Origin of the sequence: Streptomyces sp. NBC_01707 (assembly GCF_041438805.1) — a bacterium.
GTDB lineage: Bacteria > Actinomycetota > Actinomycetes > Streptomycetales > Streptomycetaceae > Streptomyces.
On sequence record NZ_CP109190.1, the window covers coordinates 3,381,011 to 3,406,029 of the forward strand.

A 25,019-nucleotide genomic window follows, 5' to 3' on the forward strand; every position below is an offset into this window, starting at 1 on the left:
GAGATCGGGCGAGAGGGAAAAGGCACCGCGGTCAGGCGCCGATGAGCTTGGCGAACTTCTCCTCGTACGCCGTCTCTTCCTTGCTTGTCAGCGAGCGGAAGGCGTGCGATCGGGCCGCCATCTCCTTGTCGGGGAGGATGAGTGTGTTGGCGGCCATCGCCTTGTCGATCTTGGTGAGTTCCTCACGGACACCGTCGACCGGACAGACATAGTTGATGTACGCGGCGAGCTGGGCGGCGACCGGCGGCTCGTAGTAGTAGTCGATGAGCTTCTCGGCGTTGGTCTTGTGCCGGGCCTTGGCGGGGACCAGCATGTTGTCGCTCGACGTGATGTATCCGGCGGCCGGGATCGCGTACTTGATGTCCGGGTTTCCGGACTGGAGCTGGATGATGTCGCCGGCCCACGCGATGCAGGCGGCGATGTCGCCCTTGTCGAGGTCCGCGGTGTAGTCGTTGCCGGTGAAGCGGCGGATCTGCTTCTTGTCGACGCCCTTCTGGATCCGGCCGATCGCCGCGTCGAAGTCGGCGTCCGTGAACGTCCCGGGGTCCTTGCCCATGTCGAGCAGGGTCATGCCGACGGAGTCACGCATCTCGGAGAGGAACCCGACCCTGCCTTTGAGGGAGGGGTCGTCGAGCAGCTGCGTGATGGAGTCGACCTTGCGCCCGCCGGTCGCCTTGGAGTTGTAGGCGATGACGGTCGGAATGCCCGTCCACGGGTAGGAGTGGGCGCGGCCCGGGTCCCAGTCGGGGGTGCGGAACTGGGACGAGAGGTTGGCGAAGGCGTGCGGCAGGTTCACCGGGTCGAGCTTCTGGGCCCAGCCGAGCCGGATGATCCGCGCGGCCAGCCAGTCGGTGACGATGATGAGGTCCCGGCCGGTGTCCTGGCCCGCGGCCAGCTGCGGCTTTATCTTGCCGAAGAATTCGACGTTGTCGTTGATGTCCTCGGTGTACTTGACCTTGATACCGGTGCGTTTCGTGAACGCCTCCAGCGTGGGCCGGTGCTTCTCGTCGTCACTGACGTCCATGTATTCGGTCCAGTTGGAGAAGTTGATCTGCTTCTCCTTGGCCGAGTGGTCGTCCGAAGCCGCTGCGGCGTCCCCTTCCCGCTTCGCCGGCGGGATGCCGCATGCGCTCAGCGTCCCCAGTCCGCCGAGCGCGAGCGCGCCCATGCCGGAGGCGCGGATGAGCGAACGCCGGGTGAGGGCGCCCCTGCCGCTGGTCAGACTGCGCCGCATCGCGGCCAGCTGCGCCGCAGAGAGGTGCTCGGGCTCGTACTGCTCCATGCGCGTTGCCCTTTCGGGTGGGAATGGCCGTTGTCGGCCGGGCTATCGGTCCCCGAAGATCGTGCGGTGCCAGTCCTTGCGGGCGACCGCGGTGTTGTCATACATCACGTGCTTGACCTGCGTGTACTCCTCGAAGGAGTACGCCGACATGTCCTTGCCGAAGCCGCTGGCCTTGTATCCGCCGTGTGGCATCTCGCTGATGATCGGAATGTGGTCGTTGACCCAGACGCAGCCCGCCTTGATCTCGCGGGTGGCGCGGCCCGCCCGGTACACGTCCCGGCTCCAGGCGGAGGCGGCGAGTCCGTACGGGGTGTCGTTGGCAAGAGCGATGCCCTCGTCGTCGGTGTCGAAGGGCAGCACGACCAGGACCGGGCCGAAGATCTCCGACTGGACGATCTCGCTGTCCTGGGCGGCTCCGGCGACGAGCGTCGGCCGGTAGTAGGCGCCGTCCTCGAGGTCGTCACCGGGCGCCTCGCCACCGGTGACGACGGTGGCGTACGCACGGGCGCGCTCGACGAATCCGGCGACCCGGTCCCGCTGGGCGTGGCTGATCAGCGGGCCGAGGTCGGTCGACGGGTCGAAGGGGTCGCCGAGCCGGACGGTCGCCATCAGCTCGGCGACCCCATTGACGAAGGCGTCGTGGAGCGGGCGCTGGACGTAGGCGCGAGTGGCGGCGGTGCAGTCCTGGCCGGTGTTGATGAGCGCTCCGGCGACCGCCCCGTTGACGGCGGCGTCGAGGTCGGCGTCGTCGAAGACCAGGAACGGGGCCTTGCCGCCGAGTTCGAGATGGAGGCGCTTGACGGTGGCGGTGGCGATCTCGGCGACCCGCTTGCCCACCGCGGTGGAGCCGGTGAAGGAGGTCATCACGACGTCCGGGTGGCCGACGAGGTGCTCGCCCGCGTCCTTGCCCGCCCCGGTGACGATGTTGATCACACCGTCCGGGATGCCGGCCTCGGTGGCCGCCTGCGCGAACATCAACGAGGTCAGCGGGGTGATCTCGGCGGGCTTCAGCACGATCGTGTTGCCTGCCGCGATCGCCGGGAGGATCTTCCAGGCGGCCATCTGGAGCGGGTAGTTCCATGGGGCGATGGAGCCGACGACACCGATCGCCTCACGGCGTACGTACGAGGTGTGGTCACCGTCGTACTCACCCGCGGACCTGCCCTCGAGATGGCGGGCGGCACCCGCGAAGAAGGAGGTGTTGTCGATGGTGCCCGGCACGTCGAACTCGGTGGAGAGCTTGATCGGCTTGCCGCACTGGAGCGACTCGGCGTACGCGAAGTCGTCGGCCTGCTCGGCGAGTACGGCGGCGAAGCGGTGCATCGCCTCGGACCGCTCGGCCGGGGTGGCGCCGGACCAGCCGGGGAATGCTTCCCGGGCGGCGGCGACGGCAGCGTCGACATCGGCGGTGCCCGCCAGTTCGTATGTGTAGACGGTCTCGCCCGTCGCCGGATTCACGACCGCGTGACTGCGTCCCGATGTGCCGGACCGCAGACTTCCGCCGATGTACTGCGCGCCGTCCGCGAAGCGGTCCTGCACCTGGAAGCCGTTGCCCATGACGCTCTCCTCCGCCGCTGTCCCCGTCGACCGGGGCGGCGTAGCTTCTGCTCGAATTGAGTGCCGATCCTGACAGAGGACACCGAGCCCAACAAGTGATTCCGTTGTTGCCTTTTGGTTACGCAACGGAATCTGTCGACCATGTGTCGCGTCAGTGCGGAATTCCACGTACGGAGTGTCAGTGGCGGATGCCACACTCGCATGCCATGGAACACATGAACGATCTTGTGGCGCGGACCCGTCGCGGCGAGAAGGTGAAGTACCTGCGGTTCTGGGGACACCGCCCGCTCCCGGACGGGCGGACAGGTGCGAGCTGTCTCAGTCAGTGGTGGCCGTCGCCGTTCACCGTCGACGGCGTGGCCTACGCGTCGGCCGAGCACTGGATGATGGCCGGCAAGGCGCGGCTCTTCGGCGACGAGGAGGCGGAGCGCCGGGCCCTGTCCGCGAGCAGCCCCGCCGCGGCGAAGAAGACGGGCCGGCTGGTCCGCGGTTTCGACGGGTCCGTGTGGGAGCGGGAGCGGTTCGCCCTGGTGGTGGCGGGCAGCATCCACAAGTTCGGCCAGAACGCCGATCTGCGGGAGTTCCTGGTGAACACCGGGGACCGGGTGCTCGTCGAAGCCAGCCCGGTGGACCGGATCTGGGGCATCGGGCTGGCGGCGGACGATCCGCGTGCCGAGGACCCGGCGAGCTGGCGTGGGCTGAATCTGCTGGGGTTCGCGCTGATGGACGCGCGGGCGGAGCTGCGCACATCATGAGGCGGCCCGGACGCTCGACGGCCGGGCGGGCCGGAGCCCGGCCCGCCCGGCCGTCAGGTGGGATACGGCACCGGTTCGCAAGATTCCGGTACCGCCGCCCGACATCGCCTAGCGCGTGACGTCGACGACCAGGGACGAGGCGAACGGGTCGTCGTTGTAGGTGTTGTCGTCGAAATCGTCGGCATGGGCGACGAACAGCCAGATGAAGAAGCCGATGATCGCCACACCGAGGGCCATGCCGATGGACCCCATGATGATCCCGGCGAGCGCCTGACCGCTGTTGGTCGCCTCGCCGCGCTGCACCCGCTTACGGCCCAGGATGCCGAAGATCAGGGCGAGTGCGCCCAGGATCAGGCTGGGTATCCCGTAGATGCAGAACAGGCAGACGGCCAGGATGCCGAGCACCATGGCTGCCGTACCCATGCCGTTGGAAGGCGCGCTGCCCCAGGGCGTCTGGCCGTAGCCGGTGTACCCCGGGTAGCTCCCGTACTGCGGGCCCGGCGCGGCCGGGTAGCCGTACTGCCCCGCGGCCGGAGGGACCTGCTGGCCCGGTCCGTTCGGTGCGATCGGCGGAGGCGGTACCTCCCCGGGGCCGGCTGCCGGCGCGGGACCGGTCGGATCCGCCGGACCGAACCCCGGTCCGGTGGCAGGTGCCGGGCCGTCCCCCACACCCGGCATCGACGTCACCGTCGGCTGATCGTGCACAGCAGGCGGACGAGGATCACCGGACGGCTTCTCCAGCGGCACTCTGCTGTCCGGCGGAGCCCACGGGTCGCGTGGCTCCGCCCCGCCCCCTGGCTGCTCTGTGTTGTCTGACATGGGCCTCCCCCATCGTGGTCCCGTCATGCTACGGCCCGCTCCCGCCGGCCCGGGCCCGGCCTACGATGATCCCCGTCCCGCCCCGGGCCGCAATGCGCCCGGACCGCTCGAACCTCACGTTCCGGAGGATCCGATGACCGATCTGCACCCCTTCATCGCGGGGTTGCCCAAGGCCGAACTGCATGTCCACCATGTCGGATCCGCCTCTCCCCGCATCGTCGCCGAACTGGCCGCCCACCACCCGGACTCCAAGGTCCCCACCGACCCCGAGGCGCTGGCCGACTACTTCTCCTTCACCGACTTCGCCCATTTCATCGACGTCTATCTCTCCGTCGTGGACCTGATCCGCACCCCGGAGGACGTCCGGCTGCTGACCTTCGAGGTCGCCCGTGACATGGCCCGCCAGAACATCCGGTACGCGGAGCTGACCGTCACCCCGTTCAGCTCGACCCGGCGCGGGATCCCGGAGCAGGGCTTCATGGAGGCCATCGAGGACGCCCGCAAGGCCGCCGAGGCCGAGCTCGGGGTCGTACTGCGCTGGACGTTCGACATCCCCGGCGAGGCCGGTCTGGAAGCCGCCGAGGAGACCACCCGGCTCGCGGTCGGGCTGCGGCCCGAGGGGCTCGTCGCGTTCGGGCTCGGCGGCCCGGAGATCGGCGTGCCCCGCCCGCAGTTCAAGCCCTACTTCGACCGGGCCATCGCCGAGGGCCTGCACTCCGTCCCGCACGCCGGGGAGACCACGGGGCCGCAGACCATCTGGGACGCCCTCACCGAGCTGCGCGCCGAGCGCATCGGCCACGGCACCAGCGCCACCCAGGACCCGAGGCTCCTGGACCACCTCGCCGAGCACCGGATTCCGCTCGAGGTCTGCCCGACCTCGAACATCGCGACCCGCGCCGTCACCGACCTCGACCGGCACCCGGTCAAGGAGATGGTGGACGCCGGTGTTCTGGTCACCATCAACAGCGACGACCCGCCGATGTTCGGCACGGACCTCAACAACGAGTACGGGGTGGCGGCCCGTCTCCTCGGCCTGGACGAGCGCGGCCTCGCCGCACTCGCGAAGAACGCGGTGGAGGCCTCGTACCTCGACCCGGCCGGCAAGCGGACGCTGGCCGCCGAGATCGACACGTACACGACGAGCTGGCTGGAGGGCACCGGCCGGTGAGCGGAGGCGGTGACAATGGCCCCATGGCCACCTCTGTCACCGCCGTGGCTCACCGCGGCGATCCGTACCGTGTTCGCGAGAACACCCTCCCGTCGATCCGCTCCGCGATCGAACGGGGGGCGGACGCGGTCGAGATCGACGTCCGGGTCACCCGCGACGGGGTGCCCGTCCTGCTGCACGACTCCACGCTGGAACGGCTGTGGGGCCTCGACCGCAGGCTGGACGGGCTCACCCATCAGGAGCTCACCGAAGCGACCGCGGGTGGTGTGCCCACCCTGCGCGAGGCGCTGCTCGCCGCCGGAACGCATCGCCTCATGGTCGACCTGCCCGGCTCCACCGACGAATCGGTCCGCAGGACCGTCGGTGTGGTCCGCGAGTGCGGAGCCGGGGAGCGGGCGTACTACTGCGCGGGCCCCGAGGCCATGCTGCGGGTGCGTGCAGCCGATCCGTCCGCCGAGATCGCCCTGACCTGGACGACGCTCGCGCCGCCCCGTGCCGCCCTGCTGGACGCGGTGCGGCCGCGCTGGCTGAACTACCGGTTCGGCCTGGTGAGCCGGGAGTTGACGGACCGTGTCCACCGGGACGGGCTGCTGGTCTCGGCCTGGACGGCCGACACCAGGCGCACCATGCGCCGCCTGATCGCGCACGGCGTCGACTCGATCACCACCAACCGGGTCGACGCCCTGCACGGCCTGCTCGCCAACTCGGCCGTCTCCGAGCCTCGTTGATCCATCCGGCATGATGGACGGTGCCTCATCGATCGAGATGTCGCCCCGGCCCCGGAGGAGCAGATGTGACTGACGTGACCGATCCGCGGAGCAACCCCCTTTCCCCCCGGGTCCGTTCCGACATCGCGCACAACGCCCGGGTCTGGAACTACTGGCTGGGCGGCAAGGACAACTACCCCGTCGACCGCGCGGTCGGCGATCGGGTCACCGGTATGTACCCGAGCATCGGTGAAGTGGCCCGCGCCGACCGGGCGTTCCTGGGGCGCGCGGTCCGCCATCTCGCCGGTGACATGGGTGTCGGCCAGTTCCTGGACATCGGCACCGGCCTGCCGACGGCGGACAACACCCATGAGGTCGCGCAGCACACCGCGCCGGACGCCCGCATCGTCTACGTCGACAACGACCCGATCGTGCTCGCGCACGCCCGCGCGCTGCTCACCAGTTCGCCGGAGGGTGCGACCACCTACATCGACGCGGACGCCCGCCAGCCGGAACGGATCCTGCAGGCGGTCGAACCGACCCTGGACCTGAGGAAGCCGGTCGCGGTGATGATGCTCGGCGTCCTGAACTTCGTCCTCGACACGGTCGAGGCGCGGAGCATCGTACGGAAGCTGATGGACGCCATGCCGTCCGGCAGCTATCTGGTGCTCACCCACCCCACGCTGGAGCTGGGCGGCGCGGGCAACGAAGCGGCCATGCGGTTCTGGAACGAGAACGCCACACCACCGATCACCGCCCGCAGCCGCGCCGAGTTCGCCTCGTTCCTGGAGGGTCTGGAGCTCGTCGGACCCGGCATCGTGTCGTGCGCTCGCTGGCGCCCCGGCCCGGTCACGGTGGGGGCCGAGGTCGCCCAGTTCGGCGCAGTGGCCCGAAAGCCCTGACGGCGCCGGCCCCATCCGTCCACGTGGCATCGGCCCGAGGGCACCCGGGGCCGGTCCCCGGACCGTGGAGGTCCTGGGACCGTCACCGGAACGGGTCCGATCGGCATCCGGGAACGCGCCTCGGTCAGCAGGCGGTACCGCCCGCTCGGCGCCCGGTCGGCCGGGTGACTCAGACCGCCGGAGCCGCCGCCGGGCCGGCCACCGGATCGGGCGTCCCCTCCAGCGCCTCCAGCCGCTTGATCATCCGGTGGACGACGAGCAGCGGGATCACTCCGATGACACCGAACGACATGTCGATGACCGACCACCAGAAGGGGATCCCCCGGACCGGTCCGCAGATCAGCGCGAGCGGGATGATCCCGGCGCAGGCGATCATGCCGAACTCGATGACCCAGATGTTGCGGACCGGGTCGCGGTACGGACCGTAGAAGGCGACGGCGATGACGAGGTGGGCGAATGCCAGCCAGTCGGTGCCGTACAGCACGAAGGGGTACTCCGTGTCGGCCTCGTCCAGACCGGTCCGGACCCGGGTGATCCACTCCATCAGAGCCGGGAAGTGCTCAGGCACCGGCGAGGCCGAGGACCTCAGCAGGTCCTCGGTCCAGTGGAGTTCATGGACGAGCGGGAAGGCGGTCAGCCCGCTCAGCACCAGACAGACGATAAAGGCGACCAACCACACGCGTATGCGCCTCAGCAGGGCTCTTCGCTCGCTCATGCCCGCAGCGTACGCCCGGGTTTACCTGCTCTTTACGCCGCCCCGGCAGCTCCCTCAGAGGCCGACGACGGAGTTCCATTTCTTCGCGAATTCGGCGCGTTCCTCGGACGTGATGTCGCGGGCGATGGCCAGCCGTCTGCGCATCGCGTCGTCGGGGAAGATCAGTGGATCCTCGGCGAGGGCGGCGGTCTCCTCGTCCTTGGCCGAGGCCAGGACCTCGCGGGCGGCCGGGACGGGACAGACGTAGTTGACCCAGGTGGCGAGTTCCGCGGCGACCTCGGGCTCGTAGTAGTAGTCGATCAGCTTCTCGGCACTGCGCTTGTGGCGGGCGAGGTTGGGGATCATGAGCGACTCGGCCCAGAGCTCGGCGCCCTCCTCGGGGACGACGAACTCGATCTCCGGGTTGTCCGCCTGGAGTTGGATGACATCGCCCGAGTAGGCCTGGCAGGCGAGCACATCGCCGGTGGACAGATCCTTGATGTAGTCGTTCCCGGTGAAGCGGCGGATGTGCTTCTCCTTCACCAGCTTCTCCACCTGGTCGCACGTCGTGTAGAAGTCGTCCCGCGTCCAGCGGGTGACGTCGACGCCGTTGCCCTGCATCAGCAGGGCGAAGGACTCGTCGAGCCCGGAGAGCAGCGTCACCTTGCCGCGCAGGTCCGCCGCCCAGAGATCGCTCGTGTGCTTGATCTCGCGGCCGAGCTTCTTGCGGTTGTACGCGATGCCGGTGATCCCGGACTGCCACGGGACGCTGTGCAGGCGCCCCTGGTCGAAACCGGGCGAACGAAGCTGCGGGTCCAGGTACTTGGCGACGTTGGGCTGCTCGGTCCGGTCCATCTCCTGCACCCAGCCGAGACGTACGAACCGGGCGGCCATCCAGTCGCTGATGACGATCAGGTCCCGGCCGGTCTGCTGGTGGTTCATCAGCGCCGGGCTGATCTTCCCGAAGAACTCGTCGTTGTCGTTGATCTCCTCGGTGTACCCGACGGAGATCCCGGTGCGCTCGGTGAACGTGTCGAGGGTGGGCCGCTTGGACTCGTCCTCGTCGTCGGTGTCGATGTACAGCGGCCAGTTGGCGAACCGCAGCGTGTGGTCGGTGGCGGAGAAGTCGCGTCCGGCGCGGTCACCGGGCTGCACGTACGCGGCGGGCACTCCGCAGCCGGCCAGCGTGGCACCGGCCGCTCCCGCCCCGAAGGCGCGCAGCAGGGACCGGCGGGACATGGGGTGGTTCGGGATCGCTCGCACCTGCGCAGGATGCCGGTCGGCGGGTTCGGCGGACAATGGACCATTCGTCCAGCGGCATGCGCTCCACCCGCACACCCTGTCGATGCCCCGTCAGGAGCGGGGCACGGAAACGGCCCCGGGCCGGAGCCCGGGGCCGCCACCGCATGCACGGAGGGTCAGTCGTCGAGAGACGTCATGACGTGCTTGATGCGCGTGTAGTCCTCGAAGCCGTACGCGGAGAGGTCCTTGCCGTAGCCGGACTTCTTGAATCCGCCGTGCGGCATCTCGGCGACGAGCGGGATGTGGGTGTTGATCCACACGCAGCCGAAGTCGAGGTTCTTGGACATCCGCATCGCCCGCGAGTGGTCCTTGGTCCACACCGAGGAGGCGAGGGCGTACTCGACGCCGTTCGCGTACTCCACGGCCTGCGTCTCGTCGGTGAACGACTGGACGGTGATGACCGGGCCGAAGACCTCGTTCTGGATGATCTCGTCGTCCTGGCGCAGGCCGGAGACGACGGTCGGGGCGTAGAAGTAGCCCTTGTCGCCGACCCGGTGGCCGCCCGCCTCGACCTTGGCGTGGGCGGGGAGCCGCTCGATGAAGCCGCTGACCTGCTTCAGCTGGTTGGCGTTGTTGAGCGGGCCGTACAGCACGTCCTCGTCGTCCGGCCGACCCGTCTTCGTCTCGGCGGCGGCCTTCGCGAGCGCGCTGACGAACTCGTCGTGGATCGACTCGTGGACGAGGACGCGGGTCGCGGCCGTGCAGTCCTGGCCGGCGTTGAAGAAGCCCGCGACGGAGATGCCCTCGACGGCCTTGGCGATGTCGGAGTCCTCGAAGACGACGGCGGGTGCCTTGCCGCCGAGCTCCAGGTGGACGCGCTTGACGTCCTTGGCGGCCGACTCGGCGACCTGCATGCCGGCCCGTACCGAACCGGTGATGGAGGCCATCGCCGGGGTCGGGTGCTCGACCATCGCACGGCCGGTGTCCCGGTCGCCACAGATGACGTTGAAGACGCCCTTGGGCAGGATCTGGCCGATGATCTCGGCGATCAGCACGGTCGACGCCGGGGTGGTGTCGGACGGCTTGATGACGACGGTGTTGCCCGCGGCGAGCGCCGGGGCGAACTTCCAGACAGCCATCATCATCGGGTAGTTCCACGGCGCGACCTGCGCGCAGACCCCGACCGGCTCGCGGCGGATGATGGAGGTCAGACCCTCCATGTACTCGCCGGCCGAGCGACCTTCGAGCATCCGGGCGGCACCCGCGAAGAAGCGGATCTGGTCCACCATCGGCGGGATCTCTTCGGTGCGGGTGAGTTCGAGCGGCTTGCCGGTGTTCTCCGACTCCGCGGCGATCAGGTCCTCGGCGCGCTCCTCGAAGGCGTCCGCGATCTTCAGCAGGGCCTTCTGGCGCTCGGCGGGCGTGGCGTCGCGCCAGGCGGGGAAGGCGGCGGCCGCGGCGGTCATGGCGGCATCGACATCGGCCTGGCCGGAGAGCGGCGAGGTCGCGTAGACCTCTTCCGTCACCGGGTTGACCACGTCGATGGTCCGCCCGTCCGCGGCGTCCCGGAATTCTCCGTTGATGTAGTTGCGCAGACGGCGCACCTCGGTGGTCACAACCACCCCTCCTGTCGACACGTCCAATGGGTGAGATGTCCAGCCTAGTCGCTGGGGTAACGCTTTCGACATACCCAACCGCCGTGAACTTCGGATTCAGTTAGATCAAGGCCTCCAAACAACGAATTTCATCGATCCGGGGTTGCCAGACAGACGAGTCCCAGTGCAGAGTGGATCCGTGGCCAGTCGCAGCGCAGACTCCAGGACCGGGAACGGATCGTCACCAGCGGTCGATGCCGTGTCCCTCGCAATCATCGAGCAGCTCCAGGAGGACGGGCGTCGTCCGTACGCCGCGATCGGCAAGGCCGTGGGCCTCTCCGAGGCGGCTGTACGGCAGCGCGTTCAGAAGCTGCTCGACCAGGGCGTGATGCAGATCGTCGCCGTCACGGACCCGCTCACCGTGGGGTTCCGGCGGCAGGCGATGGTCGGCATCAATGTCGAAGGCGATCTCGATCCCGTCGCGGAGGCGCTGTCAGCCATGGCCGAGTGCGAGTACGTGGTGATGACCGCGGGCTCCTTCGACCTGATGGTGGAAATCGTCTGCGAGGACGACGACCACCTGCTGGAAACGATCAACAAACGCATCCGGGCCATCCCCGGCGTGCGCTCCACCGAGAGTTTCGTCTACCTGAAGCTCAAGAAGCAGACCTATATGTGGGGAACCCGATAGCCGTGAGCAAGGACCTCAGCCGAACCGCGTACGACCACCTGTGGATGCACTTCACCCGCATGTCGGACTACGAGAACGCGCCCGTTCCCACCATCGTGCGTGGCGAGGGCACCTACATCTACGACGACCAGGGCAAGCGCTACCTCGACGGCCTGTCCGGTCTGTTCGTGGTCAACGCCGGTCACGGCCGTCACGAGCTCGCCGAGGCGGCGTACAAGCAGGGCCAGGAGCTGGGCTTCTTCCCGGTGTGGTCCTACGCTCACCCGAAGGCGGTCGAGCTGGCCGAGCGCCTCGCCGACTACGCGCCGGGTGACCTCAACAAGGTCTTCTTCACCACCGGTGGCGGCGAGGCCGTCGAGACGGCCTGGAAGCTTGCCAAGCAGTACTTCAAGCTCAAGGGCAAGCCGACCAAGTACAAGGTCATCTCGCGCGCCGTCGCCTACCACGGCACCCCGCAGGGCGCCCTGTCGATCACGGGTCTGCCGGCCCTGAAGGCCCCGTTCGAGCCGCTGGTTCCCGGCGCGCACAAGGTGCCGAACACCAACATCTACCGCGCCCCTATACACGGCGACGACCCGGAGGCCTTCGGCCGCTGGGCCGCCGACCAGATCGAGCAGGAGATCCTGTTCGAAGGCCCGGAAACCGTCGCCGCCGTCTTCCTGGAGCCCGTGCAGAACGCCGGTGGCTGCTTCCCGCCGCCGCCCGGGTACTTCCAGCGCGTGCGCGAGATCTGCGACAAGTACGACGTGCTGCTCGTCTCCGACGAGGTCATCTGCGCCTTCGGCCGTCTCGGCACGATGTTCGCCTGCGACAAGTTCGGCTACGTGCCGGACATGATCACCTGCGCCAAGGGCATGACGTCGGGCTACTCCCCGATCGGCGCCTGCATCGTCTCGGACCGCATCGCCGAGCCGTTCTACGAGGGCGGCAACACCTTCCTGCACGGCTACACCTTCGGTGGCCACCCGGTCTCCGCAGCGGTCGGCCTCGCCAACCTCGACATCTTCGAGCGCGAGGGTCTCAACCAGCACGTCCTGGACAACGAGAACGCGTTCTTCACGACGCTGCAGAAGCTGCACGACCTGCCGATCGTCGGCGACGTCCGTGGCAACGGCTTCTTCTACGGCATCGAGCTGGTGAAGGACAAGGTCACCAAGGAGACCTTCACCGACGAGGAGACCGAGCGCGTCCTGTACGGCTTCCTCTCCAAGGCGCTGTACGAGAACGGTCTGTACTGCCGGGCCGACGACCGCGGCGACCCGGTCGTCCAGCTCGCCCCGCCGCTGATCTCCGACCAGTCGACGTTCGACGAGATCGAGTCCATCCTGCGGTCGGTGCTGACGGAGGCCTGGACGAAGCTCTGATCCGAACGGTGATCCGGCTCGTGAGTCGATCGGCCGATCGACCACGGATCGACTGACCGATTGACCACGGTCGGATCATCGCTCATCCGTACTTCCAGCAGTCATTTCATACGGTCCACGCGGCCCGGATGCGCCCATTCGAGTGGGATGGAGCGCACCCGGGCCGCGTGGTGCCGTGCTGCCGTGGTTCGAATCCTTACGGTGCCCAGTGACCGATCGGCCCCCTCTTCGTTCCCCCGTACAGGGGACGGGAACTCTGATCTGAACCGAGGTGTACGCCATGGTGGCTCCGCCGGACAACGATGTGATCTGGGCGCGTTCCCTGCACCACTCCCACAACGGCTCACCCGCGCTCGGCGGGGTCTCCCTGGGGGTCCGCGACGGTGAGATCCTCGCCGTGACCGGCCCGCGCGGCAGCGGCAAGACGACTCTGCTGCACTGTCTCTCCGGTCAACTGGTGCCCCAGCAGGGCGAGGTGTGGTTCAACAGTGTCCCGGTCCACACCATGGGTCCGCGGCTGCGCGAGCGGCTGCGCCGGGACCGGTTCGGCTGGATCGCGCCCGAGCCCCAGCTCGTACCGGAGCTGAACACCTGGGAGAACGCGGCGCTCCCCCTGCTGCTGCGCGGCGCCTCGCACCGGGTCGCGAAGAAGGCCGCCATGGAGTGGCTGGAACGGCTCGACATCGGCATGTGTGCCAAGAAGCGGCCGCACACACTCCTCCAGGGGCAGCGCCAGCGGATCGCCGTGGCCCGCGCGCTGGCCGGCACGCCCACAGTGATCTTCGCCGACGAGCCGACCGCGACGCTGCACCGCGCCGACCGCTCCCATGTGCTGCGAACCCTCACGAGCGCGGCCCGCTCGCACGGCATCACGGTCGTGCTCGCCACCCATGACGCGGAGATCGCCTCGCTCGCCGACCGCACGGTCCCGCTGCTGGACGGCCGTTGTGTCACCACCGTCGCCCTGCCCTCCGTGTCCGATACGGAAGGCCGCGCGGCGTGCTCGCTCTCCGTCTAGCCCGCGGCACCCATCCGCTGGTCCAGGTACGGCGGCTGCTGGTCGCGGCCGCCTCCGCCGGGGTCGGCTTCCTGCTGCTGTGCACCCTGGGGTACGCGTCCACGCATCCGGCATACTCGACCACCGCGGCGCTACGGCTGCTGTGGTGCTTCGTACCGCTGGCCGCCACCGTGCAGTTCGCGGTCGCGGTCGCCCGCACGGATCCCAGTACACGCCCTCGTCCAGGACTGTCCGCCGTCGGTCTCGGGCCGTTCCGGCTCAGCGTGCTCGCCGCGGTCTCCACCGCCGTGTCCTGCACCCTCGGGTCGATGGTTGCGCTGCTCCTCTTCCTGCATCTGCGCGGCGATCTGACCGGGCTGCCGTTCGACGGGGCGGCGGCCGGACTGCTCGGCGCAGGCGCCCCGTTGCCGGTGGCCGCGGCCCTCCTGCTGCTGGCGCTGGCACCGGTGACCGCGGCGACGGCAAGTGCGATGGCGCTGCGCACCCGGCCGGTGCAGGCGGCAATGCCGGACAACGACGAGCAGGACATCTCGCCGGACGAGCAGATGCCGGCTCCGGCTCCGGCGCCGACCGGACTGCCGTGGGGTGTGGCGATGGCGGCAGTCGGTCTCGCCGTCGAGGCGTACTCGAGCCGTGATGGCGTGGGCAGCGCGTTCCCCCTGCCGGGGAAGCTCGACACCACCCCTGCATGGGTGCTGGCGGGATGGTCTCTGACCGCGATCGGTCTGGCCATGGCGGGCTCCGGACTGACGCACTTCGCCGGACGGCTGCTGCAGGCGATGCGCCCTGGAGCCGTGCGCCTGCTGGCCGGAAGGATGCTGATGGACGAGGCGCACCGGATCGGCCGCCCGCTGGGCGCGGTCTGCGCGGTGCTCTCCGCGGTGATCGCGGCCTTCGCGCTGTACGGGACGGGACCGCGCCCCTTCGGACCGCTCACCGCGCTCGGAGCCGTACTGGTACTGGGATGTACGACGGCGACGCTGTTGACCTCCGCCCTGGAGGCGAAGCAGGCACGCGCCCACATGGTGCGGATGCTGCTGCGGCTCGGTGCGCCGGCCTCGGCGCTGCGGGCCGCGACGGCCCTGCGCGTCGCCATCCTGCTGGTCGTGTTCACCCCGATCACCTGGGCGATCGCCGAACTGGCCGCGCTGCCGCTGACCGGCTGAGGGGCCGTCGGCCGGCCGTGGAGACGGCCGACGGTCAGTCGAGGTGCCTGAAGGCAGCCACTGACTCCCGCGATCCCCGTACGCCCCCGTGCCAGACCCCGCGGCCCCGCGCGTGCGCGCCCCGCTCGGGGCATGTGACCGTACGAACGAAGCTGTTCGCCCCGGCCGGTACGTAGCATGACAGCGTGGACAACCCGGATGACAGCTTTCCTGCACCCGGCGTCGAGATCGAGTCGGTCGCCGAGTTCGACGCCGCGGCCGCCGCAGGAACACTGGCCGGCCACCGCATCCAGTCCGTCGACCTGACGGACCGCAGCGACGCGCTGCTCGCCGCCGACACGTCCGGCGCCGTCTTCCTCGGCTGCCGTCTGACGCCCGAGGCGGTCGCGAAGGTGCGCGCCGAGGGGGCGTTCGTGTTCCCGCCCGTGCCGGGGCTGCCCTTCGACCCGTACCGCGGCCTGCTCTACTCCCCCGACGCGCTCTACGCAGGACTCGCGGACGGAGGCTACGAGGCGACGCCCGACGCCCGCGCGTACCGATGGTTCCAGCAGACCCGGGCGAACGGCGACACCTTCGCCTCGATGCTGCGCGCGCTCCACGACGACGCGGTCTCCGACGCGCTGGACGAACTCCTCACCGGGGCCCGGGTGGTCGGGGTGATGGGCGGCCACGCAACGCCCCGCGGCAGCGCCGCGTACGCGGCCGCGGCCCGGCTGGGCAGAACACTGGCGCGCAGCGGACTGACGGTGGCCACCGGCGGTGGCCCCGGCGCGATGGAGGCGGCGAACCTCGGCGCCTACGCGGCTCCGCATCCCGATCCGATGCTGGACAAGGCCTGCGAACTCCTCGCGGACGTGCCGTCGTTCACCCCGTCGGTGACCGAATGGGCGCTGGCCGCCTTCTCCGTGCGGCAGCGGTGGCCGGCCGGCGGCGGCTCGGTCTCGATCCCCACCTGGTTCTACGGTCACGAGCCGCCGAACCCGTTCGCGGACCACATCGCCAAGTACTTCGCCAACGCGCTGCGCGAGGACGGGCTGCTCGCCCGCTCCACCGCGGGCGTGATCTTCCTGCCGGGCGCCGCCGGAACCGTGCAGGAGATCTTCGACAACACGACGCCGAACTACTACGGCTCACGCGGCGCACCGACGCCGATGGTGCTGGTCGGCAGCGCCCACTGGACGGAGGAACTGCCCGCCTGGCCGCTGCTCCAGGCACTCGCCGCGGGCCGGCCGATGGAGTCCCGTATCGCGCTGGTCGACACGGTGGACGAGGCCCCCGAGGCACTCGCCCGGTTGACCGGCTGAGGGGCCGGCCGGGAGCCTGTCCGCTTCAGACCGCCGCGAGTCGGTTGACCAACGCGTCGAAGAAGGCCTCCCATCCGTCCTCGGCCGCCGCGTACTGCTCGGGCGTGAGGTTGCCGCCGCGCTGCTGGAAGACCATCTCGGTGGTCTTGCGGCCGCGCTCGGCGAAGGTGACGGTGACGATCTCGCCCTCGATGTCGGCGGGCGCGCCGGCGTCCTTCAGCGTGAAGACCAGCCGCTCCGGCGCGACCACCTCGCGGTAGACCCCGTGGAACGGCATCTCGGTGCCCGGCACCACGATGACCAGGCTCCACGTGCCCCCCGGCCTGACGTCCATCGACACCCGGTCGAGCGGCACATCGGCATCCCCGCCGTACCAGGCGGCGAAGTGCTCGGGGGTCGTCCAGGCCGCGAAAACCTGTTCCCGTGGGGCGTCGAAGACGCGGGTGATGTCGATGCCCTCGCGTGCCGTTCCAGTCATGGTCCCTGCCCTTTTTTCGGAGTCGTTCCGGATCTTCCCCGGTCGCATGAGGTGTTCCCCGAAACGGACGAAACCGCTCTTCCGGGACACCCGGTAGTGGTCCCGCCGCATGGCGTCGCGAGCGGCACCGACCCGCCGCCCACGATCAGGCGACGGCAGGCAGCACCACCGTCTCCGACGCGTCGAACGTCACGCCGACCTTCGCCCCCTCCTGGGGGGTGTCCCGCAGCGGGCACTCCGCCTCCAGGAGCGGACCGCTGTCGGGGCGCAGTGTCACCGCGACATGGTTGCCCCGGAAGGTGCGGGCGCCGACCGTACAGGGCAGGCCGTCCGCCGGGGCACCGATCCGGACGCCCGCCGGACGTACCAGCAGTGCGCACGGTCCCTGCGGGGCCCCGTCCGGCACCGGCACCCGTCCCCATGGCGTCGCCGCGGCCGCGCCGGTCACCGTCGCATCCACCACGTTGTCGAAACCCAGGAACCGGGCGACGAACGCGGAGGCGGGGCGCTGCCAGACCTCCAGCGGGGTGCCCACCTGGGCGATGCGTCCGTCGCGCATGACGACGACCCGGTCCGCGAGGGCGAACGCCTCGCCCTGGTCATGGGTGACGGCCAGCACCGTCGTACCCAACCGGGCGAACAGCGTGCGCAGTTCGACGACGAGGCGTTCACGCAGGCTGCGGTCGAGCTGGCCGAGCGGTTCGTCGAGCATCAGCAGCTTCGGTCGCGGGGCGAGCGCCCGCGCGAGAGCGACGCGCTGCTGCTCGCCGCCGGACAGCGCGGCCACAGCCCGTCGTTCGCTGCCGGGCAGGCCCACCAGTTCGAGGAGTTCGGCGACCCTGCGGTCCTGGTCGCCACGGGTCACTCCGCGCATCCGCAGCCCGAAGGCGACGTTGGCGCCGACGTCCCGGTGGGGAAAGAGCTGATGATCCTGGAACATCAGCCCCAGACCGCGCCGGTGCACCGGTACGCCGGTCTGGTCGACGCCGTCGAGGAGCACCCTGCCGTCGTCCGGCGGGTGCAGTCCGGCGACCACCCGCAGCAGTGTCGACTTGCCGCTGCCGCTCGGCCCCAGCACACAGACGATCTCGTGGTCCGCGACCTTCAGATCCACCGCGTCGAGCGCCGCCCGCTTCCCGAAGAGGACGGTGGCGGCTTCCAGTGTCAGCATGTCCAGAACACCCCGAGCATCTTCAGAACTCCCCGGACCGGTCCGGGCGGATACGTTCGAGCAGCAGCAGCGACACCGCGCACACCAGCATCAAAACGGTGCTGAGGGCCATCGCCTGGCCGTAGTTGAGCTCCCCGGACCGCCCGAGAAGCCGGGCCACGGCGACGGGCAGCGTCGGGTTGTCGGGCCGCGCGATGAACACCGTCGCCCCGAACTCGCCGAGCGACACGGCGAACGCGAAGCCCGCCGCGACCAGCAGCGCCCGCCGAACCAGCGGCAGGTCGACCTCGCGCCAGGCCCGCAGCGGTGACGCACCGAGCACCGTCGCCGCCTCGCGCAGCCGCCCGTCCACCGACCGTAGAACAGGCAGCATCGTGCGTACGACGAACGGCACCCCGACCAGTGCCTGGGCCAGCGGCACCAGGATCCAGCTGGTCCGCAGATCCAGTGGGGGCTTGTCCAGCGTGATCAGGAAGCCGAAGCCGACGGTGACCGCGGAGACCCCGAGCGGCAGCATCAGCAGCGCGTCGAAGCCGCGCACGAGCCGCCCGGCCCGCCTCGTCAGCGCCGCCGCCGCGAGGCCGCCGACGACCAGCGCGATCGCGGTCGCGACCAAGGCGTACTGCAGCGAGTTCCAGATCGCTTCGAGCGGCGCGACCAGGAATGTGCCGCCGCTCGCGTCCACGGACCGCAGGGCGCGGTAGTAGTCGAGGCCATGACCGCCGGGCACGTCCAGCGAGCGCTCCACCAGCACACCGAGCGGTAGCAGGATCAGCACCAGCACGGTCAGCAGGACCCCGCCGAGCAGCGCCCGCTGTCCGGCACCGCGCGGCCTGCGGGCGGTCTGCGCCGGATCGACCAGCCTCAGCGCCGCCTCCCTGCGCCGCACGGTCCAGGCGTGTACGGCCAGGACCGTGCCGACTGCGGCGAACTGCACCATCGTCAGCACGGCGGCCGTGGGGAGGTCGAGCAGCTGGGCGGTCTGCCGGTAGATCTCCACCTCCAGCGTGGAGTACGCCGGACCGCCGAGGATCTGCACGACCCCGAAGGAGGTGAACGTGAAGAGGAAGACCATCAGCGCCGCGGCGGCCACCGCAGGCGCGAGGGCCGGCAGCGTCACCCGCCGCCACGCCGCGAACCGCCCGGCGCCCAGCACCCGGGCGGCCTCCTCCTGCCGTGGGTCGAGCTGCGACCACAGCCCACCGACGGTCCGTACGACCACGGCGTAGTTGAAGAAGACATGGGCGAGCAGGATCGCCCACACGGTGGTGTCGAGCCGTACGCCCGCCAGTTCGTCGAGGAAGCCGCCGCGCCCCAGCAGCGCCAGGAAGGCCGTCCCGACGACGACGGTCGGCAGGACGAACGGCACGGTGACGACTGCCCGCAGCAGCTGTTTGCCGGGAAAATCGAAGCGGGCGAAGACATAGGCGCCGGGCAGCGCGATCAGCAGGGTCAGCGCGGTCGAGGCGAGTGCCTGCCAGGTGGTGAACCACAGGACGTCGAGGATGTCCGGCCGGCTCAGCACCTCGCCGATCCGGCCGAACTGCCAGACACCGTCGGCCTTCAGCCCACGGCCGACGATCGCGACGACGGGGTAGGCGAAGAACACCGCGAAGAACGCGACGGGCACGGCCATCAGTCCGAGCCGCACCGCGCCCCCGCGCCACGCCCTCGGGCGCGCTGCGCTCGCGCGCCCCGCCCGGGCGCGCGGACCCTCCTCGCGCACGCCCGGACCGGGTGCGGGCGCCTTCGCTACTTCACTACGAGCGAGGACCACGACTGGACCCACTGCTCACGGTTCTTGGCGATGGTGTCGGGGGCCACGGTGGTCGGCTTGTCGACCGTCGCGCCGAACTCGGTGAAGATCTCCGGCAGCTTCGCGTCCTTGGTGACCGGACTCACGAACATGTTGAGCGGCATGTCCTCCTGGAACTTCTTGCTGATGAGGAAGTCCAGCAGAGCCTTGCCCCCCGCCTCGTTCCTCGCGCCGTTCAGCAGCCCCGCGAACTCGATCTGGCGGAAGCAGGTGCCGGTCGCGACCCCCGTCGGGGCCTCGGTCGGCTGCGGCTTCGCGTACAGCACCTCGGCCGGCGGGCTGGAGGCGTACGACACGACGAGCGGCCGGTCGGCCTTGGCCTTCTTGCCGCCCGCGGAGCCGGAGAACTCCTCGTTGTACGCCTGCTCCCAGCCGTCCACGACCTTGACGCCGTTGCTCTTCAGCTTCTTCCAGTAGTCCTGGTAGCCGCTCTCGCCGTAGGTCGCGACGGTGCCCAGCAGGAAGCCGAGCCCGGGCGACGAGGTCGCGGCGTTCTCCGTGACGAGGAGGTTCCTGTACGCGGGCTTCGCCAGGTCGTCGAAGGTCGTCGGCGGCGCGAGCTTCCTGTCGGCGAAGTACTTCTTGTCGTAGTTGATGCAGATGTCGCCGGTGTCGATCGGCGTGACCCGGTGCTTGGTCGCGTCCAGCTGGGTGTCGGCCGCGACCCGGTCGCTGCCCTTCGCTTCGTACGGCGTGAACAGACCGTTGTCGAGGGCGCGGGAGAGCAGCGTGTTGTCGACGCCGAAGAACACGTCACCGCGCGGGGAGCCCTTGGTCAGGATCTCCTGGTTGAGTGCGGCACCGGCGTCACCGCTCTTGAGCACCTTGACGGTGTAGCCGGTCTCCTCGGTGAACGCCTTCAGTACGTCCTTGGAGGCGTTGAAGGAGTCGTGGCTGACCAGGGTCACGGTCTTGGACCCGGAGCCCTTCGTGCCGCCCGACCCGGAGGCCGAGCCGTCGGAACTGCCGCAGCCGGCGAGTGCCGTGACGCCGAGTGCGGCCGCGACGGCCGTCGCCGCAAGCTGCTTGGTGCGGCGCGTGGTGCTGGTGGTGCTCATCGTTGATTCCTCCTGGGTTTGACCAGGAAGAGACGCGGCCCTGCCCGCCGGGAGGCGGGCAGGGCGCAACAGCATGAGTTGATGACCGAACTTCCTACCCGGAATGACCCGGGCGAGGTTCAGAGGGTCTGCGGCCAACCTGTCGTCGGTGCCGCACTCTCAGCGCTGTGGCGCTCCCCTGTCGGAATATGAAATTGATTTCGGCCCAGATTACACGGGCCGCTTTCAGCGCTCGGATGCCGCCAGCTGCCCGCACGCTCCGTCGATCTCCTGGCCGCGGGTGTCCCGCACCGTCACGGGCACCCCGTGGGCGGCGATCGCCTCGACGAAGGCCTTCTCGTCCTCGGGCCGCGAGGCCGTCCACTTCGAGCCGGGCGTCGGGTTCAACGGAATCAGGTTGACATGCACGCGCTTGCCCTTGAGGAGCCGGCCGAGCAGGTCACCACGCCAGGCCTGGTCGTTGATGTCGCGGATCAGCGCGTACTCGATGGAGATCCGGCGGCCGGACTTCTCCGCGTACTCCCATGCCGCATCGAGCACCTCGCGCACCTTCCAGCGCGTGTTCACCGGCACGAGCGTGTCCCGCAGCTCGTCGTCCGGCGCATGCAGCGAAACTGCGAGCCGGCACTTGAAGCCCTCGTCGGCGAAGCGCAGCATGGCCGGCACCAGGCCCACGGTGGAGACGGTGATCCCGCGCTGCGACAGGCCGAGGCCGTCCGGTTCGGGGTCGGTCAGCCGGCGGATCGCGCCGACCACCCGCTTGTAGTTGGCCAGGGGCTCGCCCATGCCCATGAAGACGATGTTGGAGAGCCGCGCAGGCCCGCCCGGCACCTCTCCGTCGCGCAGCGCCCGCATACCGTCCACGATCTGGTGGACGATCTCCGCGGTCGACAGATTGCGGTCCAGACCGGCCTGCCCCGTCGCGCAGAACGGGCAGTTCATCCCGCACCCGGCCTGCGACGAGATGCACATCGTCACCCGTTCCGGGTACCGCATGAGGACGGACTCGACCAGCGTCCCGTCATGCAGCTTCCACAGCGTCTTACGGGTGGTGTCGTCGTCACAGCTGATGTGCCGGACCACGGACATCAGGTCGGGGAACATCGCCTCGGCGAGCTTGTCCCGCGAACCGGCCGGGATGTTGGTCCACTCCGCCGGGTCGTGCGCGTACCGCGCGAAGTAGTGCTGCGACAGCTGCTGCGCGCGGAAGGGCTTCTCGCCGATCGCGGCGACGGCTTCCTTGCGCTCGGCGGGCGTGAGGTCGGCGAGGTGCCGCGGCGGCTTCTTGGCTCCGCGGGGCGCGACGAAAGTGAGTTCTCCGGGCTTAGGCATGGTTCCTCCAGTGTTGCAGACACGCCGTGGTGGCAGAGGCCTTTGCCAGGTCAGGACGGGTGAGGTGCATAGACGACCGGTCGTCGTTGGTCGTCATTAGTCGACGTCGGCGACCCTTTGACGGCCCACAGACGGCCCAGAGACGTCCCAGCGATTCCGAGGGACAGTGACCGATTACACGAGAGAGAGGGTGCGCGCACGGCGTCCCGCCGGGACCTAGAATCGAATATGTGTCCGAAAACCTCTCTCGTCTGGATCGCCTGCGCATCGTGCGCGAGTGGCAGGCGTACCAGCTCGGCCGAACCGATCGGACCATCGCCGAACTGGAAGAACGCGAGGCCGCAGCCGCCCGGGCAGCACGCACCCTGCCGCCGCCGGCACCCGACTGGAAGCTCTCCCTGCAGCGCGCCGGCGGCACGTCCCATGCCGACGCCGTCCACACGGGAGACTGCGGCATGGGCGGCAAGAGAACGAAGTCGATGACCCGGGAGCAGGCCCTGCGTGCGCTCACGGAAGACGGCATCACGGCCTGCCCCTACTGCCGGCCGGACAGAGAGCTTGGAGTGCTGTGAACCGCGGACCGTTGGAGCAACAGCCCGGTCTCCGGCTCCTGAAGCGCTGGTATAGAGCCACCCATCCGCGGGATGCGGCGTCGCTCCGCAATATGCCGGAGAGCTGCGTGGTTGTGGGTGTCATTGGCCGTTGGCGGTCATCGTCGGCCCCCGTCGGACGGCCCACAGACGGCCCGGAGGAAGGCCAAGCGTGCCAAGAAGGCTTTGACGGATATGCCGCAGGAGACGTCATCCGGTCGTCGGGCGGCCCACCAGAAGATCGCTCATTTCGATCATCGAGCGCCAGGCCGCCCTGCGTCGCTGCTCGCTCTGGGTACTGTCCAGGACGCTCTTCACCTCCTCGGCAACGCGGAACCGGTACAGCGCAAGCTCCGCAGTGCGCTGGGTGGGCTGGAGACTGTCCCAGAACTGCTTCATCGTGGCCCACTCGTCGAGGTCGGGCAGGTGGCCCCAGTCGGCAACGCTGTGGGTTGCCGGACCAGATCGAAGTGGAGCGCCGCTGCGGAGGTTGAGGACCTCGCCCCAGGCGTCTTCTGGGATGCCCCTGCGGGTGACGTACCAAGACTCGGGCGATCCCGTCCTGCCAAGCGTCGTAGCCGTGGCAACGCCAGCCCTCCAGGCGGGCCAGTACTGCATGGAGAGGGTGGGCCGGACGGCGATGCGCACCTCGTTCTTGTCGTCCCATGAGGACAAGCCGTTGTCGTCGACGTTGTCGGTGTCCTGCAACCAGACCACAGGACCTTCAAAGAGGTCATGGGGTGCACGGTGGCACTGTGGGGTGATGACACCCAAGGAGCGGATCTTGTCCCAGCCGTCCGGGTTGGTGAAGTGGTAGAGCGTTCCTGTCATGCCTGGAGTGTGGCGTGCCGGAGTGCCCCTTCGTCAGCTGGCACCGGCGCCTAAGTTTCCTCGGGTGATCAGTACGGGCAGACCGATTGTCAGCCCGAGCGGTGACTGAGGTGAGACGCCGCGGTGGTCATTCTGAGTGTCGTAGGTGCCCAGCGCCGGTACTGCATGTCATCAGGAGTGATCAGCGTCACAGGGGGAGATCTGGGTTTCATTGCCGGATCGCTGCCGTGCCGGGACCGAGGGGTGAAGGCTCGAACCTCGTAAAGGAGCATCGCGGATGACGACCAGCACCTCGTGGCCAATCCAGCAGCAGATCAAGCCCAGGCCCCCCGAGCCGTATCCCTTCGTCGGGGCGGCACTGGAGGGGCACCTGCTGGCGTACGTAGCCGTGAAGCGCAGCAAGGGGGGCGACATCCCGATGTTCGCCTTTGAGAGCGGGGGCGCCGAGGAGTGCGGCCTGATGGAAATCCGTCCCGACGGGACCGTTGCTCCCGAGATCGCAAACCTCTCGCCCACCAAGTTCGTCACGCTGAACGATCCGGCTCTCCGCCAGGACCCTGTCGGCCAGCCCGGTCCGCTCCGGTCCCCCTCTGGGCCTGTCCCCGCCCCTGTGCTGCGCACTGCCCGTGCCCTCGCCGCGCGGCAAGCCGCCGCGGCCGGGAACGGGCGCTCGGTCGAAGCGTTCATGACCGAGGTCCTGGGGTTGTGGCGCGGCGCACGATGGCAGGAGCCGGTCTCCACCGCCCTGTTGGGTGACTGGGTTGGCTCCCTGCACACCGATGGCCGGGTTGGTCCCGGCGCCTTGGAGTACCTCAAGGCCGAGACCCGGGTACTCCACCGGCAAATGACCCCCTTGTGGGAGCGCAAGGTCAACGGCAGACGACTGTGGGGCCTGGATTTCGCCCTCGGTGACGGTCTGACGGTCTACGACGTCGTCGCTGGCGGCCCAGACCCGTACGAGATGCTTGCCGGTACCGTGCCCGACGACCCGCGGGTGGCAACGGTCCTTAACGACCTCACGCCGGCCGAGCGTGCCGTTGCGATGGCCTGGGCCGACTCGCAGGTCACCAGCTGGACCGAGGCGGCATCCAGCATTATGGCGCTCGCTCCAGCGCAGTTCACCGGCCTCGACCCGGCCGCACTGGGCGAACGAGTCCGCCGCAAACTTAAGCGGCTCGGCGCCCGGCACACCGCCCTCGCCGCCGCGGCCGCCGCCCAGAGGTGGGAGCGGGCGTGACCGTGACCACCCTGCTCCTGGGCCTGCTGCTCGGCATCGTTACCCTGCTCGTCGGCGCCGGGGTCCTAGTCCTACTCCTCCACCGCCCCGCCTGGTGCGCCCCGCTCGCCGGGGCCCTCGCCACGATGATGCTCGTAGCCACCGTTACCGGGCTGCTGGTCGCTGTCACCCGCGGCTGACATCCCCCCTCCCCCGGCGGACCGACGCCTACCAGTTCCGCTGGGGGACCTGTTGCGCCTGGA

24 protein-coding genes and 1 riboswitch are annotated in these 25,019 nt (G+C 69.4%); of the genes, 12 read left to right on the forward strand and 12 right to left on the reverse strand.

What is annotated here, in order from left to right; all coding sequences use genetic code 11:
• Window positions 1-31: 31 nt before the first annotated feature.
• Together OG963_RS15130 and OG963_RS15135 are read right to left on the reverse strand one after the other, a co-directional pair.
• Window positions 32-1,282 (reverse strand): spermidine/putrescine ABC transporter substrate-binding protein, encoded by a 1,251-nt coding sequence (locus OG963_RS15130; protein WP_093778568.1) that lies wholly within the window; start codon window positions 1,280-1,282, stop codon window positions 32-34.
• A 42-nt stretch (window positions 1,283-1,324) separates the two neighbouring features.
• Window positions 1,325-2,839 (reverse strand): gamma-aminobutyraldehyde dehydrogenase, encoded by a 1,515-nt coding sequence (locus tag OG963_RS15135; RefSeq protein WP_093929320.1) that lies wholly within the window; start codon window positions 2,837-2,839, stop codon window positions 1,325-1,327.
• Between the two features lie 215 nt (window positions 2,840-3,054).
• Between OG963_RS15135 and OG963_RS15140 the strand changes: the two genes are divergently transcribed.
• Entirely contained in the window at window positions 3,055-3,594 is a 540-nt protein-coding gene (locus OG963_RS15140) for an NADAR family protein (RefSeq protein ID WP_037823072.1), read from the forward strand.
• 108 nt (window positions 3,595-3,702) lie between these two features.
• Here OG963_RS15140 and OG963_RS15145 read toward each other — a convergent pair whose 3' ends face one another.
• Complete coding sequence (locus tag OG963_RS15145) at window positions 3,703-4,413, reverse strand: DUF4190 domain-containing protein (RefSeq protein ID WP_371799142.1); 711 nt, start codon at window positions 4,411-4,413, stop codon at window positions 3,703-3,705.
• 133 nt (window positions 4,414-4,546) lie between these two features.
• On the opposite strand from OG963_RS15145, the gene OG963_RS15150 reads away from it, so the two are divergent.
• The 3 genes from OG963_RS15150 to OG963_RS15160 all read left to right on the forward strand — a co-directional run bounded on the left by OG963_RS15150 (window position 4,547) and on the right by OG963_RS15160 (window position 7,190).
• Window positions 4,547-5,581, forward strand: a complete 1,035-nt coding sequence (locus OG963_RS15150; protein ID WP_030928302.1) for an adenosine deaminase — start codon at window positions 4,547-4,549, stop codon at window positions 5,579-5,581.
• 23 nt (window positions 5,582-5,604) lie between these two features.
• Window positions 5,605-6,309, forward strand: a complete 705-nt coding sequence (locus tag OG963_RS15155; protein ID WP_093778572.1) for a glycerophosphodiester phosphodiesterase — start codon at window positions 5,605-5,607, stop codon at window positions 6,307-6,309.
• A 74-nt stretch (window positions 6,310-6,383) separates the two neighbouring features.
• Window positions 6,384-7,190: an SAM-dependent methyltransferase gene (locus OG963_RS15160; protein WP_093929507.1), complete on the forward strand. Its 807-nt coding sequence runs from the start codon at window positions 6,384-6,386 to the stop codon at window positions 7,188-7,190.
• 169 nt (window positions 7,191-7,359) lie between these two features.
• On the opposite strand, the gene OG963_RS15165 is transcribed toward OG963_RS15160, so the two are convergent.
• From OG963_RS15165 to OG963_RS15175, 3 genes are all read right to left on the reverse strand, one after another.
• Entirely contained in the window at window positions 7,360-7,905 is a 546-nt protein-coding gene (locus OG963_RS15165; RefSeq protein WP_371799143.1) for a hypothetical protein, read from the reverse strand.
• 54 nt (window positions 7,906-7,959) lie between these two features.
• Entirely contained in the window at window positions 7,960-9,123 is a 1,164-nt protein-coding gene (locus tag OG963_RS15170) for a spermidine/putrescine ABC transporter substrate-binding protein (protein WP_093778694.1), read from the reverse strand.
• 179 nt (window positions 9,124-9,302) lie between these two features.
• A complete protein-coding gene (locus OG963_RS15175) occupies window positions 9,303-10,742 on the reverse strand; it encodes a gamma-aminobutyraldehyde dehydrogenase (RefSeq protein WP_093778580.1) in 1,440 nt (479 codons plus the stop codon).
• A gap of 178 nt (window positions 10,743-10,920) precedes the next feature.
• Here OG963_RS15175 and OG963_RS15180 point away from each other — a divergent pair, with 178 nt between their 5' ends.
• The 5 genes from OG963_RS15180 to OG963_RS15200 all read left to right on the forward strand — a co-directional run bounded on the left by OG963_RS15180 (window position 10,921) and on the right by OG963_RS15200 (window position 16,264).
• Window positions 10,921-11,412 (forward strand): Lrp/AsnC family transcriptional regulator, encoded by a 492-nt coding sequence (locus tag OG963_RS15180; protein WP_030928325.1) that lies wholly within the window; start codon window positions 10,921-10,923, stop codon window positions 11,410-11,412.
• On the forward strand, window positions 11,397-12,776 hold the full coding sequence (locus OG963_RS15185; RefSeq protein ID WP_037823046.1) for an aspartate aminotransferase family protein: 1,380 nt from the start codon (window positions 11,397-11,399) through the stop codon (window positions 12,774-12,776). The genes OG963_RS15180 and OG963_RS15185 overlap by 16 nt, the downstream gene beginning before the upstream one ends.
• A gap of 280 nt (window positions 12,777-13,056) precedes the next feature.
• Window positions 13,057-13,794 carry an ABC transporter ATP-binding protein gene (locus OG963_RS15190; RefSeq protein WP_030928331.1) on the forward strand — a complete coding sequence of 246 codons (738 nt, stop codon included), beginning with the start codon at window positions 13,057-13,059 and terminating at the stop codon, window positions 13,792-13,794.
• Window positions 13,776-14,960 carry a hypothetical protein gene (locus OG963_RS15195; protein ID WP_371799144.1) on the forward strand — a complete coding sequence of 395 codons (1,185 nt, stop codon included), beginning with the start codon at window positions 13,776-13,778 and terminating at the stop codon, window positions 14,958-14,960. Before OG963_RS15190 ends, OG963_RS15195 begins: the two co-directional genes overlap by 19 nt.
• 185 nt (window positions 14,961-15,145) lie before the next feature.
• A complete protein-coding gene (locus tag OG963_RS15200; protein ID WP_319328906.1) occupies window positions 15,146-16,264 on the forward strand; it encodes a Rossmann fold nucleotide-binding protein in 1,119 nt (372 codons plus the stop codon).
• Window positions 16,265-16,289: 25 nt separating this feature from the next.
• On the opposite strand, the gene OG963_RS15205 is transcribed toward OG963_RS15200, so the two are convergent.
• The 5 genes from OG963_RS15205 to rlmN form a co-directional block, all read right to left on the reverse strand.
• On the reverse strand, window positions 16,290-16,742 hold the full coding sequence (locus OG963_RS15205; RefSeq protein ID WP_093778696.1) for an SRPBCC domain-containing protein: 453 nt from the start codon (window positions 16,740-16,742) through the stop codon (window positions 16,290-16,292).
• Window positions 16,743-16,887: 145 nt separating this feature from the next.
• On the reverse strand, window positions 16,888-17,913 hold the full coding sequence (locus OG963_RS15210) for an ABC transporter ATP-binding protein (protein ID WP_093778586.1): 1,026 nt from the start codon (window positions 17,911-17,913) through the stop codon (window positions 16,888-16,890).
• A gap of 22 nt (window positions 17,914-17,935) precedes the next feature.
• Complete coding sequence (locus OG963_RS15215) at window positions 17,936-19,549, reverse strand: ABC transporter permease (protein ID WP_371799145.1); 1,614 nt, start codon at window positions 19,547-19,549, stop codon at window positions 17,936-17,938.
• Between the two features lie 116 nt (window positions 19,550-19,665).
• Window positions 19,666-20,787, reverse strand: coding sequence for a thiamine ABC transporter substrate binding subunit (locus OG963_RS15220; RefSeq protein WP_093929324.1), 1,122 nt, complete (start codon window positions 20,785-20,787; stop codon window positions 19,666-19,668).
• 73 nt (window positions 20,788-20,860) lie between these two features.
• A riboswitch (TPP riboswitch) is annotated at window positions 20,861-20,977 on the reverse strand.
• Window positions 20,978-21,012: 35 nt separating this feature from the next.
• Window positions 21,013-22,119: a 23S rRNA (adenine(2503)-C(2))-methyltransferase RlmN gene (rlmN, locus tag OG963_RS15225; protein WP_030928354.1), complete on the reverse strand. Its 1,107-nt coding sequence runs from the start codon at window positions 22,117-22,119 to the stop codon at window positions 21,013-21,015.
• A gap of 230 nt (window positions 22,120-22,349) precedes the next feature.
• On the opposite strand from rlmN, the gene OG963_RS15230 reads away from it, so the two are divergent.
• Window positions 22,350-22,691 (forward strand): DUF6233 domain-containing protein, encoded by a 342-nt coding sequence (locus OG963_RS15230; protein WP_326626902.1) that lies wholly within the window; start codon window positions 22,350-22,352, stop codon window positions 22,689-22,691.
• Window positions 22,692-22,919: 228 nt separating this feature from the next.
• Here the strand turns inward: OG963_RS15230 and OG963_RS15235 are convergent, their stop codons facing one another.
• Window positions 22,920-23,540, reverse strand: a complete 621-nt coding sequence (locus tag OG963_RS15235; RefSeq protein ID WP_371799146.1) for a hypothetical protein — start codon at window positions 23,538-23,540, stop codon at window positions 22,920-22,922.
• Window positions 23,541-23,817: 277 nt separating this feature from the next.
• Between OG963_RS15235 and OG963_RS15240 the strand changes: the two genes are divergently transcribed.
• Window positions 23,818-24,777: a hypothetical protein gene (locus OG963_RS15240; protein WP_371799147.1), complete on the forward strand. Its 960-nt coding sequence runs from the start codon at window positions 23,818-23,820 to the stop codon at window positions 24,775-24,777.
• Window positions 24,774-24,956, forward strand: coding sequence for a hypothetical protein (locus tag OG963_RS15245; protein ID WP_371799148.1), 183 nt, complete (start codon window positions 24,774-24,776; stop codon window positions 24,954-24,956). The genes OG963_RS15240 and OG963_RS15245 overlap by 4 nt, the downstream gene beginning before the upstream one ends.
• Window positions 24,957-25,019: the final 63 nt, after the last annotated feature.

Excerpts from the sequence above, each read along its gene's own strand:
- OG963_RS15130 (WP_093778568.1), bottom strand. The coding sequence starts at position 1,282 with ATGGAGCAGTACGAGCCCGAGCACCTCTCTGCGGCGCAGCTGGCCGCG.
- OG963_RS15135 (WP_093929320.1), bottom strand. The coding sequence starts at position 2,839 with ATGGGCAACGGCTTCCAGGTGCAGGACCGCTTCGCGGACGGCGCGCAG.
- OG963_RS15140 (WP_037823072.1), top strand. The coding sequence starts at position 3,055 with ATGAACGATCTTGTGGCGCGGACCCGTCGCGGCGAGAAGGTGAAGTAC.
- OG963_RS15145 (WP_371799142.1), bottom strand. The coding sequence starts at position 4,413 with ATGTCAGACAACACAGAGCAGCCAGGGGGCGGGGCGGAGCCACGCGAC.
- OG963_RS15150 (WP_030928302.1), top strand. The coding sequence starts at position 4,547 with ATGACCGATCTGCACCCCTTCATCGCGGGGTTGCCCAAGGCCGAACTG.
- OG963_RS15155 (WP_093778572.1), top strand. The coding sequence starts at position 5,605 with ATGGCCACCTCTGTCACCGCCGTGGCTCACCGCGGCGATCCGTACCGT.
- OG963_RS15165 (WP_371799143.1), bottom strand. The coding sequence starts at position 7,905 with ATGAGCGAGCGAAGAGCCCTGCTGAGGCGCATACGCGTGTGGTTGGTC.
- OG963_RS15170 (WP_093778694.1), bottom strand. The coding sequence starts at position 9,123 with ATGTCCCGCCGGTCCCTGCTGCGCGCCTTCGGGGCGGGAGCGGCCGGT.
- OG963_RS15190 (WP_030928331.1), top strand. The coding sequence starts at position 13,057 with ATGGTGGCTCCGCCGGACAACGATGTGATCTGGGCGCGTTCCCTGCAC.
- OG963_RS15205 (WP_093778696.1), bottom strand. The coding sequence starts at position 16,742 with ATGACTGGAACGGCACGCGAGGGCATCGACATCACCCGCGTCTTCGAC.
- OG963_RS15210 (WP_093778586.1), bottom strand. The coding sequence starts at position 17,913 with ATGCTGACACTGGAAGCCGCCACCGTCCTCTTCGGGAAGCGGGCGGCG.
- OG963_RS15215 (WP_371799145.1), bottom strand. The coding sequence starts at position 19,549 with ATGGCCGTGCCCGTCGCGTTCTTCGCGGTGTTCTTCGCCTACCCCGTC.
- OG963_RS15220 (WP_093929324.1), bottom strand. The coding sequence starts at position 20,787 with ATGAGCACCACCAGCACCACGCGCCGCACCAAGCAGCTTGCGGCGACG.
- rlmN (WP_030928354.1), bottom strand. The coding sequence starts at position 22,119 with ATGCCTAAGCCCGGAGAACTCACTTTCGTCGCGCCCCGCGGAGCCAAG.
- OG963_RS15235 (WP_371799146.1), bottom strand. The coding sequence starts at position 23,540 with ATGACAGGAACGCTCTACCACTTCACCAACCCGGACGGCTGGGACAAG.
- OG963_RS15240 (WP_371799147.1), top strand. The coding sequence starts at position 23,818 with ATGACGACCAGCACCTCGTGGCCAATCCAGCAGCAGATCAAGCCCAGG.